Annotated in this window: 11 protein-coding genes; 4 read left to right on the forward strand and 7 right to left on the reverse strand. The window is 59.6% G+C overall.

Translation table 11 applies throughout. The features are described 5' to 3' along the window. Positions 1–28: 28 nt before the first annotated feature. Entirely contained in the window at positions 29–511 is a 483-nt protein-coding gene (locus AACY25_RS16610; RefSeq protein WP_339525995.1) for a copper chaperone PCu(A)C, read from the forward strand. 260 nt (positions 512–771) lie between these two features. Here the strand turns inward: AACY25_RS16610 and AACY25_RS16615 are convergent, their stop codons facing one another. From AACY25_RS16615 to AACY25_RS16640, 6 genes are all read right to left on the reverse strand, one after another. After that, positions 772–1,719, reverse strand: coding sequence for an adenosine deaminase (locus tag AACY25_RS16615; RefSeq protein ID WP_339525996.1), 948 nt, complete (start codon positions 1,717–1,719; stop codon positions 772–774). A gap of 183 nt (positions 1,720–1,902) precedes the next feature. Beyond that, positions 1,903–2,487 carry an IMPACT family protein gene (locus AACY25_RS16620; protein WP_339525998.1) on the reverse strand — a complete coding sequence of 195 codons (585 nt, stop codon included), beginning with the start codon at positions 2,485–2,487 and terminating at the stop codon, positions 1,903–1,905. Then, positions 2,487–3,158 (reverse strand): TetR/AcrR family transcriptional regulator, encoded by a 672-nt coding sequence (locus AACY25_RS16625; RefSeq protein ID WP_339526000.1) that lies wholly within the window; start codon positions 3,156–3,158, stop codon positions 2,487–2,489. Before AACY25_RS16625 ends, AACY25_RS16620 begins: the two co-directional genes overlap by 1 nt. 267 nt (positions 3,159–3,425) lie before the next feature. Beyond that, positions 3,426–4,736: an NTP/NDP exchange transporter gene (locus AACY25_RS16630; RefSeq protein ID WP_339526002.1), complete on the reverse strand. Its 1,311-nt coding sequence runs from the start codon at positions 4,734–4,736 to the stop codon at positions 3,426–3,428. Between the two features lie 195 nt (positions 4,737–4,931). Then, the gene (locus AACY25_RS16635; protein WP_339526004.1) at positions 4,932–5,849 is read right to left on the reverse strand and encodes an aldo/keto reductase; all 918 of its coding nucleotides are present in this window, start codon (positions 5,847–5,849) and stop codon (positions 4,932–4,934) included. A gap of 130 nt (positions 5,850–5,979) precedes the next feature. Beyond that, entirely contained in the window at positions 5,980–6,897 is a 918-nt protein-coding gene (locus tag AACY25_RS16640; protein WP_339526005.1) for a LysR family transcriptional regulator, read from the reverse strand. Between the two features lie 151 nt (positions 6,898–7,048). Between AACY25_RS16640 and AACY25_RS16645 the strand changes: the two genes are divergently transcribed. From AACY25_RS16645 to AACY25_RS16655, 3 genes are all read left to right on the forward strand, one after another. Next, entirely contained in the window at positions 7,049–8,395 is a 1,347-nt protein-coding gene (locus AACY25_RS16645) for an aspartate aminotransferase family protein (protein WP_339526006.1), read from the forward strand. A gap of 159 nt (positions 8,396–8,554) precedes the next feature. Then, positions 8,555–10,051 (forward strand): CoA-acylating methylmalonate-semialdehyde dehydrogenase, encoded by a 1,497-nt coding sequence (locus AACY25_RS16650; protein WP_339526007.1) that lies wholly within the window; start codon positions 8,555–8,557, stop codon positions 10,049–10,051. Positions 10,052–10,481: 430 nt separating this feature from the next. After that, complete coding sequence (locus AACY25_RS16655; protein ID WP_339526008.1) at positions 10,482–11,264, forward strand: gamma-glutamyl-gamma-aminobutyrate hydrolase family protein; 783 nt, start codon at positions 10,482–10,484, stop codon at positions 11,262–11,264. A 110-nt stretch (positions 11,265–11,374) separates the two neighbouring features. Here the strand turns inward: AACY25_RS16655 and AACY25_RS16660 are convergent, their stop codons facing one another. Beyond that, entirely contained in the window at positions 11,375–12,385 is a 1,011-nt protein-coding gene (locus tag AACY25_RS16660) for a MazG-like family protein (protein WP_339526009.1), read from the reverse strand. Positions 12,386–12,419: the final 34 nt, after the last annotated feature.

The following is a 12,419-nucleotide window of genomic DNA, read 5'->3' on the forward strand; positions in this document are numbered from 1 at the left end:
ACAGTTAGTCCACCATCGGAGGAACACCATGTTGTTGAACAAGACCCTGCTGATCGCCGCACTGCTGAGCCCAAGCCTGTTCGCCAGCGCCCATGAATACAGCGCCGGTGAGCTGCATATCGAACACCCCTGGTCGCGGGAAATGCCATCTGTAGCACCGACGGCGGCGGCCTATTTCGTGGTGCATAACAAGGGCACCGAGGCCGATCGCCTGCTCAGCGTCAGCAGCCCAGCGGCAGGCAAGGCTGAGCTGCACGAGCATATTCACGCCGATGGCCTGATGAAGATGCAGCAGGTGCAGACCGTGGCGATTCCTGCCGGTGGCGAAGTGAAGTTCGCGCCCATGGGCTACCACGTCATGCTGTTCAATCTGAAACAGCAGGCCAAGGACGGCGAGCGTTTTCCGCTGACCCTGACCTTCGAGAAGGCCGGCGCGGTCGAGGTGGAGATCGCCGTGCAGAAGGATGCGCCGGCCGATGAGAAAACCCATGGCGAAGGGCACGCACACTGATCGGCAGCTCGTCGGGTGGATAACGCTTTATCCATCCACCGATTCGCGATGGTGGATAAGAAAAGCGATAGCTACGAGCCCCGATCCGCCCTACCTGGATCTAGTAAATCCCGGATTTGCATCCGGGCTACGCGCTGATCGGTAGCTAAAGCAGCCACGATTTATGTAGGGCGGCCCATGGCCGCGATAGGTCATACAGACCAGAAACATCGCGGGCATGGGACTTGGCGCCCCCCCGCTCCTACAAGTTGTAGCCTGCGTCAGACCAGTCTTGCATCCAGGCTGTTCTGCGCCAGGCGTTGCGCCTGCTCCTGGGTCATACCCAGGCTGTCATGCAGGGCGGCGAAGTTTTCGGTGACGTAGCCACCGAAGTAGGCGGGATCGTCCGAGTTCACTGTCACCTTCACCCCACGCTCGAGCATCTGCAGGATATTGTGCTGGCGCATGTCGTCGAACACGCAGAGCTTGGTGTTCGAGAGTGGGCAGACGGTCAGCGGGATCTGCTCGTCGATGATGCGCTGCATCAGCCGCTCGTCTTCAATGGCGCGTACGCCGTGGTCGATGCGCTCAATCTTCAGCAGGTCCAGGGCTTCCCAGATGTATTCGGGAGGGCCTTCCTCGCCGGCGTGGGCCACGGTCAGATAACCCTCGCTGCGCGCTTTGTCGAACACCCGCTGGAACTTGCTCGGCGGATGGCCCATCTCCGAGCTGTCGAGACCGACGGCGATAAACGCATCGCGGAATGGCTTGGCCTGCTCAAGCGTTTTGAACGCTTCTTCTTCGGACAGATGGCGTAGAAAACTCAGGATCAAACCGTGGCTGATGCCCAGTTGTTTCTCACCATCGACCAGCGCCTGCTTGATCCCGCGCAGTACTACTTCAAAGGGAATACCGCGATCCGTGTGGGTCTGCGGGTCGAAGAACGGCTCGGTATGAATTACGTTCTGTTCTTTGCACTTGAGCAGGTAGGCCCAGGCCAGGTCATAGAAGTCCTGCTCGCTGCGCAGCACGTTGGCACCGGCATAGTAGAGGTCGAGAAATTCCTGCAGGTTGTTGAAGGCGTACGCACTGCGCAGCGCCTCGACGTCGTTCCAGGGCAGGGCAATCTTGTTGCGCTCGGCCAGGGCAAACAACAACTCGGGCTCCAATGAACCTTCCAGGTGCAAGTGCAGTTCAGCTTTGGGCAGGGCGTTGAGCCAGTCGTACATGGTCGGGTCTCGTTTTCAGGCGTGGTCGCGACAAAGTTTAACCGCAAGGACAGGATTCGCCGAATCGGTCTAGTAGGGTGGACATCGCTTTCTATGTCCACCATGCGGGCTCGGCAAGGAATCGATGAAGAAGCGTCAGCTCCGCGCTTCGGCTTCTATGAGGTGGTTTCGCTGCGGCAGGGCTTACAGCGGCCGCAGCGCACTCCGTCCACGGCTGATATCCGCCAGCAGCCGCTGTAGCTCGGCTACCTGTGGCGCGGGGATGGCCAGCTGCAGCTCGGCACCTGTGGCGTCGTAGTCTTCGTGCTCCAGCAGGCAGTCCAGTTCTGCCAGGCGCGCCTTGAGCAGCGGCAGTTCGGCGAACAGGCAGTGGCAGCGAAACTGCTCACGGGCCACCAACGCGATGCGCGGTGCGCTTTGCAGGCATTTGTTGGCGCTGCCGCCGTAGGCGCGAGCCAGGCCACCGGTGCCGAGCTGGATGCCGCCGTAGAAGCGGATTACCAGCACCGCGACCTGATCCATCTCCTGAGCTTCGATGGCCGCCAGGATCGGCCGACCTGCAGTGCCGCCGGGTTCGCCGTCGTCACTGAAACGGTATTGCTGGCCGACTTTCCAGGCCCAGCAGTTATGGCTGGCACTGGCATCGCTGTTTGCTGCGATAAACGCCTGCGCCTCCGCCGCGCTGGTAACTGGCGCGGCGAGGGCGATAAAGCGACTTTTGCGAATTTCCTCGCGGTAATCGCAAGGGCCGAGCGGGGTGAAAGGCATCAGGCGTCTTTGGTTGGCGGTATCAGGCCGCAACCCTTGAGGATGATGGCAATCAGGTTATCGCCGGCTTCATCGTAGTCCTGCTTGGTCAGCCGCGAGCGACCGGTGACGCGGCAGATCTGCGAGGCAAAGTCGGCATAGTGTTGGGTGCTGCCCCACAGCAGGAAGATCAGGTGCACCGGGTCCACCGGGTCCATCTTGCCGGCGGCGCTCCAGGCGGCGAATACCGCAGCTCGGCCACGGAACCAGGCTTGATAATCCTGATTGAGCATCTGCGTGAGGTGTTCGCCACCGCTGATCACTTCCATGGCATAGATGCGCGAGGCTTTCGGGTTGCGGCGGGAGAATTCCATCTTGGCGCGGATATAGCCGGCCAGCGCGGCGGCCGGATCGTCGGCGACGGTCAGGTTATTGAAGGTGCTGTCCCACAGTTCGAGAATGTTCGCCAACACCGCCTGATACAGGCCCAACTTGTTGCTGAAGTAGTAATGCAGGTTGGCTTTCGGCAGCCCGACGTTCTGCGCGATGGTGTTCATGCTGGTGCCTTTGAAGCCGTGCTTGGCGAACTCTTCTTCGGCGGCCTTGATGATCGCTTCTTCGTTTTTCTGCCGAATTCGGCCGGCAGGTTTGGTCGTCGTATCGGCTCGGTGCGCAAGTACTTCAACAGTCATGGGCGGTTCCGCAGTGGTCAGGTTTTCGGACGACAGCACTGATACCCCAGCGCCGCTTGGGTGACAAGCGCAAGGGGCGGAAAAACTGACCTAAGTACGCTGCAATCCGGCTTTTGCACCAGAGTTGTGCGTGTAAGTGGCGTGCTGCGAGAGGTGGGTGGAACGGGGCGCGTAGCTGACGCTTTGCCCATCCACCGCCGCGATTGGTGGATGGGTAAAGCGTTATCCACCCTGCGTTGCCGCAGATATCGCGCATGAACATAGGCTTTACGGGCCTCGATCATGCGGCTCAGGGTTCGTCTGTGCTGCGCTCTGTTCCCTACGGCCACCCAGATACCAGCCCAGCGCGCCCCAGGCGGCTGCGCACATAGCGCCCGCCACCGCGGCAATCAGTACGCCGTTGGCGAGCATATCGAGCAGGGCCTTGGCCCACGCGCTGACGGCGTCGCCGCCGCGGTAGACCACCGTGTCGATAAAGTTCTTGGCCTTGTACTTGCTCTCGGCATCCAGCGGGGCGAAGAGCATTTCCCGGCCGGGACGCACGAAAGCGTATTCGCCAACCCGGCGCACAATCATCAGCGCCGCGAGCATGGCGAACGTCGGGGCCAGGGCCAGGCCGATAAAACCCAGACAGACCAGCAACGGCACCCCGGCGAGCAAGGCGCGGATGCCGAAGCGCTGGGCGATGCGCCCGGTGATAAACAGCTGCGCGAGCAAGGACAGCGCCTGCACGCAGAAATCGATCAGGCCGAACACGCGGATCTGCTCGTTGCGCTCGGGGAAGGTCTCCGCCACCAGGCGCGCCTGCTCGAAGTAGAGAAAGGTGCTGGCGGTGGCCAGCAGGATGACGAAGGCGCTGATGCCCAGCAGATAGGGCGAGGCGAGCACGCGGGTCAGGCCGCTGAACGGGTTACCGAGCACCGGCTGGTGCGGGTTTTCGCTGGGCGGTGCGCCCGGCCGGCCAGCACCACCAATCGCGCGCCAGGCCATCAGCTGCTGCTTGGCCAGGATCGCCATGCCCAGCAGCAATGCCGCCAGCAAAATCAGCCCGCTCTGCCCGAGGCGCTCAATCAACAGTGCGCCCAGCGCCGGCCCGGCCAAGCCGCCGCAGCTGGCCCCGGCGGCGATAAAGGCGAACAGGCGCTTGGCCTGGGCGCTGTCGAACACATCGGCCATCAGGCTCCAGGCCACCGAGGCAACGAACAGGTTGTAGACCGAGATCCACACATAAAACCCCCGCGCCACCCAGAGGTCATCGGCGCTGCGCTGAAACAGTGCGGCGAAGGCCAGCAGGTTGACGATAAAAAAGCCGTACACCCAATCGATATAGCGCGCCCGCGCCACCGTCGAGTTAAGCCAGGCGAATAGCGGTACGGCGGCGAGCATCAACAGAAAGGTCGCGGTGAATAGCCATTGCAGGTTTTCCACGCCGCCGCGAATGCCCATGGCCTCGCGAATCGGCCGCAGCATGAAATAACCGCTGAACAGGCAGAAGAACAGGGCAAACCCGCACAGTGCCGCCAGTAATTCGCCAGACCGTGCGTTGATCGCCTGGGCCAAGCGCTGCGCCGGGCTCATCGCTTGGCCTCTAGCCGGCCGTTGAAAAACGTAGGCGAGGCAGGCAGCGCAAGGCGCAACGTTAGTAACAGCCTCCGGCTGGTCAGAACGGCGAAAATGCGAAGTTCACGAGTTGTAAATGAGCAATTTGAGCCTGGTTTTAACGCCGCGATGACAACGCAGGTAGTTTTTAAACAGCCTGCTAGCCCATGCATCTCAGCTGAACGCCTGGATGATCTTCTCGCGCAGCGCCGCATCCGGTAGGCGGCCGATGCCGGCCTTGAGGTTGTCGGCCATATAGCGCGGGTTGGAAGTGGCCGGGATCACCACCGTGACCGCCGGGTTGGCGAGGATAAATTTGAGCAGTAACTGCGCCCAGGTTGTGGCGTCGGTCTCTATCGCCCAGCTGGGCAGCGGCTTGCCCTTGACCCGGCTGATTAACTGACCCCGTTGGAATGGCCGGTTGATCAGCGTAGCGATGCCGTGGTCGGCGCAATAAGGCAGCAGGCGCTTCTCGGCATTGCGCTCACCCACCGAATAGTTGAATTGGACGAAATCCACCGATTCCTTGGCCAGCACTTCCAGAAGGTCGTCGTGGGCGGATTCGATGTAATGGGTGATGCCGATGTAGCGCACCTTGCCCTCGGCTTTCAGCTCGCGCAGTAAGGCCAGTTGGGTGCGGGTGTCCTGCAGGTTATGCACCTGCACCAGGTCGAGCCGGTCGGTTTGCAGTGCGCGCAGGCTGGCTTCGAACTGTGCCATGCCGCGCTCGCGGCCGGTGGCGGAAATCTTGCTGGCAAGGAAGGCCTTGTCCTGGGTGCTGGTGCGTTTGAGCAACTCACCCGTAACTGCCTCGGAAGCGCCATAGCTGGGCGCGGTGTCGATCAGCCTGGCACCGCCGTTGATAAAGGTACGCATCACCGAATCCAGCGGTTCCAGGCTGTCCTCCGTGAGGCTGACATCGAAGGTGCGCGAGGTGCCCAAGCCGATCACTGGCAGCAGTTCAGCACTGCTGGGAATGGCGCGTTTCAGCAATTGGCTGGGGTCGGCCAACACCAGGGACGGCAGCCATGGCGTGGCGGCGAGCGCGAGCAGGCTGGCGCTGCCCTGGATAAAGCGACGACGGCTAGGCATAAGCGCCTCCGTGGTGATACGGCATAAATTAGGGGATCAAAGCCGCGCCTGGCGTGGCTTGGACCGAGCATAGACTTGTGAGTCCTGACGCCGTCCAAGGTTACGTGGCCAGTTGTTACCTGGTGTGTCGCTATGCCTCGGCCAACGCTTCCAGAAAGCTTTCCAGCACCAGATGCGGTCGGCGGCCTTTACGGGTGACCGAGGCCAGGCTGATGTCATAGAAGCGGCTATCGGGCTTGAGTACGCGCAGGCGGCCCTGCTGCACCCATGCCTGGGCGTAGTGGTCGGGCAGGTAGCCGATATAGCGCCCAGTGAGAATCAGAAACGCCATGCCTTCGCGGTCCGAGGCGCTGGCCGTGCAGTTCAGAGCCTGGTAGTGGCTCTGCACCTCGGGTGGCAGGCGGAAGGTCGGGGCGATGGCTTCCTGAGCGTTCAGGCGCTGATCTTCCAGCTGCTGATCATCGACATAGAACAGCGGGTGGCCGACCGCGCAGTAGAGCAGCGAACGTTCGTCATACAGCGCCTGGTAGTCCAGCCCGGACAGCGCCGTAACCTGCGGCACCACGCCGATGTGCAGGCGGCCGTCGAGTACGCCTTGCTCGACTTCGCTGGGCGGGGTCATGCGGATATGGATATGCACGTCCGGGCCGCGTTCTTTCAAGCGCGCCAGGGCGTTGGTGATGCGCATATGCGGCACCGTTACCAGGTTGTCGGTCAGGCCGATATTCAGCTCGCCGCGCAGGTGCTGGTGCAGGCCGTTGACCTCGGTGCGAAAACTCTCCAGCGCCGCCAGCAGCTGCTGGGTGCTCTGGTAGACCTCGCGACCTTCCTCGGTCAGGGCAAAGCCGGCGCGGCCGCGTTGGCACAGGCGCAAACCCAGGCGCTGTTCGAGGTCGCTCATCTGCTGGCTGATTGCCGAGCGGCCGATGCCCAAGGCGCTTTCCGCAGCGGAAAAGCCGCCGCATTCCACCACGCTGCGAAACAGCTTGAGCAGACGAATATCAAAATCACTGACCTGGGCCAGCGGATCGGGGCGGCGGGTGCTCATTGCGTATTGCTCATTGTTTACTGCTGTTTGTTTAGTAGACGCTTAACTAAAGATAAGAAGAGTCGTGTTTTCCTGACTCTAAGCCCGTGGCACCTTTGCTGGCAACTGCTTCTCTATCTAAGAACACCGCCCTTCCTTGCGAGGCCGCACCATGAACATGCCGCAGACCGAAGTCCCGTCCCTGGCCAGCCAGCTCAAGCTGGATGCGCACTGGATGCCGTTTTCCGCCAACCGCAATTTCAAGCGCGACCCGCGCCTGATCGTGGCTGCCGACGGTAACCACTTTATCGACGACAGAGGCCGGCGCATCTTCGACAGCCTGTCCGGGCTGTGGACCTGCGGTGCAGGGCACAATCGCAAGGAAATTCAGGACGCCGTGGCCAAGCAGCTGGGCACCCTCGATTACGCGCCGGGCTTCCAGTACGGCCATCCACTGTCCTATCAGCTGGCCGAGAAAATCACCGAGCTGACCCCGGCTGGCCTCGATCACGTGTTCTACACCGACTCCGGCTCCGAGTGCGCCGACACCTCGGTGAAGATGGCCAAGGCCTACTGGCGCCTGAAAGGCCAGCCGAGCAAGACCAAATTTATCGGCCGCGCCCGTGGTTACCACGGCGTAAACATCGCCGGTACCTCGCTGGGCGGCATCGGTGGCAACCGCAAGATGTTCGGCCAGATGATGGACGCCGACCACCTGCCGCACACCCTGCAGCCGCACTTGGCCTACACCAAGGGCATGGCAGCCACCGGCGGTGTGGAGCTGGCCAACGAGCTGCTGAAACTGATCGAACTGCACGACGGCTCCAACATCGCTGCCGTTATCGTCGAGCCGATGTCCGGTTCCGCCGGCGTGATCGTGCCTCCAGTTGGCTACCTGCAGCGCCTGCGGGAAATCTGTACCCAGCACAATATCCTGCTGATCTTCGACGAAGTGATCACCGCTTACGGCCGCATGGGCAAATGGACCGGTGCCGAATTCTTCGGCGTGGTTCCGGACCTGATGAACACCGCCAAGCAGATCACCAACGGCGCGATTCCACTGGGTGCGGTGATCGCCTCCAGCGAGATCTACAACACCTTTATGAACCAGGCGATTCCCGAGCACATGGTCGAGTTTGGCCACGGCTACACCTACTCGGGCCACCCGGTCGCCTGCGCCGCTGGCCTAGCAACCCTGGAGCTGCTCAAACGCGACAACCTGATCGAGCAGTCCGCCGCCCTGGCGCCGATCTTCGAAGACAAGCTGCATGGCCTCAAAGGCAGCAAGAACGTCATCGACATCCGCAACTGCGGCCTGGCCGGCGCGATCCAGATCAGCCCGCGTGACGGTGACCCGGTGATCCGTCCCTTCGAGGCCGGCATCAAGCTGTGGAACGCCGGCTTCTACGTGCGCTTCGGCGGCGACACACTGCAGTTCGGGCCAACCTTCAACACCACGCCCGAGCAGCTGGACTCCGTGTTCAACGCCGTCGGTGATGTACTGAACGCACTCGATTGAGCCGTAGGGTGGATGACGCTGTTTTCATCCACCATTGCGGTATTGGATCAGCCCGGTGGATGAGTGAAGCGTCATCCACCCTACGGAACACACCCATTTTCCTGCAGGTGCCAGCTGTTCGGCTTCTGCAAAAACAAGATCCGTTATTAAGGAATTGCCATGACCACCGTAAACCACCTGATCCACGGCGAACTGACCGCCGGCACCGGCCGCTCGGCTTCCGTGTTCAACCCGTCCACCGGCGCGGCGACCAAGAAAGTCGCCCTGGCCGATCGCGCCACCATGCAACTGGCCATCGACTCGGCCAAGAGCGCCTTCCCGGCCTGGCGCAACACCCCGCCAGCCAAGCGCGCCCAGGTGATGTTCCGCTTCAAGCAGTTGCTGGAGCAGCACGAAGCGACCATCTCCAAGCTGATCAGCGAAGAGCACGGCAAAACCCTGGAAGACGCCGCCGGTGAACTCAAGCGCGGCATCGAGAACGTCGAATTCGCCTGCGCCGCCCCGGAAATCCTCAAGGGCGAGTACAGCCGCAACGTCGGCCCGAATATCGACGCCTGGAGCGACATGCAGCCAATCGGCGTAGTCGCCGGTATCACCCCGTTCAACTTCCCGGCCATGGTGCCGCTGTGGATGTACCCGCTGGCCATCGTCTGCGGTAACTGCTTTATCTTGAAGCCGTCCGAGCGTGACCCAAGCTCCACCCTCTACATTGCCCAATTGCTGCAAGAGGCCGGCCTGCCAAAAGGCGTGCTCAACGTGGTGCACGGCGACAAGGAAGCCGTGGATGCGCTGATCGAAGCACCGGAAGTCAAAGCCCTGAGCTTTGTAGGCTCCACGCCGATTGCCGAATACATCTACAGCGAAGGCACCAAGCGCGGTAAGCGCGTACAGGCCCTGGGCGGCGCGAAAAACCACGCCGTATTGATGCCTGATGCCGATCTGGACAACGCCGTCAGCGCACTGATGGGCGCGGCCTACGGTTCCTGCGGCGAGCGCTGCATGGCCATCTCGGTGGCCGTGTGCGTAGGCGACCAGATCGCCGATGCACTGGTCGAGAAGATCGTGCCGCAAATCAAAGCGCTGAAAATCGGTGCCGGCACCTCCTGCGGCCTGGACATGGGCCCGCTGGTTACCGGCGCGGCGCGTGACAAGGTCAAAGGCTATATCGACGCCGGTGTGGCCCAGGGCGCAAGCCTGGTGGTCGACGGTCGTAACCTGGTGGTGGCCGGCAACGAAAACGGCTTCTTCGTCGGCGGCACCCTGTTCGACAAGGTGACCCCGGAGATGACCATCTACACCGATGAAATCTTCGGCCCCGTGCTGTGCATCGTCCGTGTCGGCAGTCTGGAAGCGGCCATGCAGCTGATCAACGACCACGAATATGGCAACGGCACCTGCATCTTCACCCGTGACGGTGAGTCGGCCCGCCTGTTCTGCGACGAGATTGAAGTCGGCATGGTCGGCGTCAACGTACCGCTGCCGGTACCAGTGGCCTACCACAGCTTCGGCGGCTGGAAGCGCTCGCTGTTCGGTGACCTGCACGCCTACGGCCCGGACGGTGTGCGCTTCTACACCCGCAAGAAGGCCATCACCCAGCGCTGGCCGCAACGCGCCAGCCATGAGGCTGCGCAATTCGCCTTCCCGAGTAATGGCTAAGTAATACCCAAGGGGGCTGATCGCAGGATCAGCCCCCTTTTTGGATGTGGATGACGACCGTAGGAGCGGGCCATGCCCGCGATCAAGGCCACCACCGAATCGCGGGCATGGGACTAGGCGCCCCCCCCGTTCCTACAACAGCAACAAACCAGCCGCGCGGGCGCGGCGTTGGTGCAGTGACCGCAGGTTACGGCACCCCTTGGGTGAGCGGGTTCAGGGTTTCCTGACCCGCAAGCCCGCTCTCCCAAGGGCAGCCCACTTCAATTAACAAGGGCCAGCTTACGGGCGAGCGAGCTAGAGAAAAACCAGGCGAGAACGGCTGAGAAAGCGGAGTTTACGAGTTGTAAATGAGCATTTCGAAGCCGTTCTCAACGCAGTTTTTCCGACGCGCAGCCGGTCGTAGGCGGTCCTTAGAAGAGGACTCCTTGCAATGAATAAACCCATGATTGGCCTACCCCTGTGCCGTTGGCAGCTGACCAGCCGTGATATCGGCTGGTTTCACCTGGTCGGCGAGAAGTACATCCACGCCGTCACCGGCTACGGTGCCTTCCCGCTGATGATCCCGGCCTTCGGCGATGATCTGGACATGGACACGGTGCTGGATAGCGTCAGCGGCATCATGTTCGGCGGCTCACTTTCCAACGTGCACCCGAGCTTCTATGGCGACGACCATCCTGGTCTGGGCCTGGCCGACAAACCCCGTGATGAAACCGTGTTGCGCCTGCTGCGCGCCTGTATTGATCGCGGCATTCCCTTCCTCGGCATCTGCCGGGGCATGCAGGAAATGAACGTATTGTTCGGCGGCACCCTGCACCGTGAAGTGCATGAAGTTGCAGGCCGTCTTGATCACCGTGAGGTGAAGGACGTACCGGACGACGTGGCCTACGGCCCGATGCACAACGTGGCCCTGACTGAGGGCGGTGTGCTGCATTCGCTGTTCGGCGAGCGGCAGATCAAGGTCAACTCGTTGCACGGTCAGGGGGTTGATCGTCTCGGCGAGGGCTTGCAGGTTGAAGCCGTGGCCGAGGATGGGCAGATTGAGGCCGTCAGTGTGATTGGCGCCAAGGCGTTTGCAGTTGGCGTGCAGTGGCATCCCGAGTATCGCTATTGGGAGAAGGCGGATTACAACGCGCTGTTGGGGGCGTTTCATCAGGCGGCGAGGGAGTATCAGGGGAGGAAGTTGGAGAAGAGTAGGGCGGCTGAGGTTGCTTGATTAGCGTTGCGTTTATACGGTGAGAGAGTTTAAAGGCCCGTCGAATGACGGGCCTTTAAACTTGTACTTTGCAGTTGTGTTGGTTTGGCGCATAGCTAATGCGTGTAGTGCTAACTAAGCCACTCAAAACTGCTTGCTAGGGATGTAAGTTTCTTAGCTATAGATGATATTTTCTCACCGATACCTTCAGCTTTTCCAAGAGTAGAGTCTATCTTTTCTATTACGTCAATCCCCTGGTTGATTACTCGTTTTGCAGAAGTTGTTTCTGGTTTTTCAATTACTGTATTTATTGAATTTATGATTTGTGTTATTTCATTTGCTTTTTGCGGTGCGAGCTGTAGGAGTTCGTTGAGAGCGCGGTTGAACTCCTCAAGTTCTTCCAGTTTTACTAGTCTTTGTCCTCTGCTTGAATAGTCTTCACAGATGCAGCTTTCCAACTTGCAGACTGGGCAGCCTTCATAGTAGTAAGTTATGAGTTCGGTTGATAAGTTTTTTGATGAGAGCATAGACCAAGCAGATAACATCCATGCTAATACGTCAGCTAATTCTTCAGCGATGTTTTCTTTAGATCGGTTGCCTTTGCAGAATCCAGTGTAGGCCTCATGTATCTCACCAAGCTCCTCAAGTATCTTTGAGAAGTGGAACACTGGCCCAATAGTCACCCATATGTGTCTGTTTGCTGGATATATTTCGTTTATTTTATCAATTGTTTTATCAATTGTTGAATGTGGATTGCTGTTTATTATTGATAGATATTTATTTTGTAGAGCTTCTTGGGTCGTCCACTCTTGGGTATGTGCTGCAGGTTTTTTGCCTGTTTGAAAGCACGAGCATGGGCAAACAATGCAATAAGGACATACGCCAGGAAATTTCTTTTTAATGGCTGTGTCAATATCTATGTTTAGATTGTTGCTTATGGCGAAAAGCCATGATATTGATTTTAAGTAATATTTTGTGCTGTGGGATTCGTCGTTAGCTGATCGAGATAGATATGAGATGTTTCTAAATAAATATGAGAATAAATAGCCAATATCTCGAGTTTTGTTTTTTTCAGAGTACAAGGTGGCGAAGTATTTTTGGAAGTCAGAGATGCTGCTAGGTTTTGGCGTTGTATTCTTCATTTGAGTCCATTCCAGAGTGTTGTTTTTTTGATGT

This window comes from Pseudomonas sp. EA_35y_Pfl2_R111, from assembly GCF_963970955.1.
Lineage (GTDB): Bacteria > Pseudomonadota > Gammaproteobacteria > Pseudomonadales > Pseudomonadaceae > Aquipseudomonas.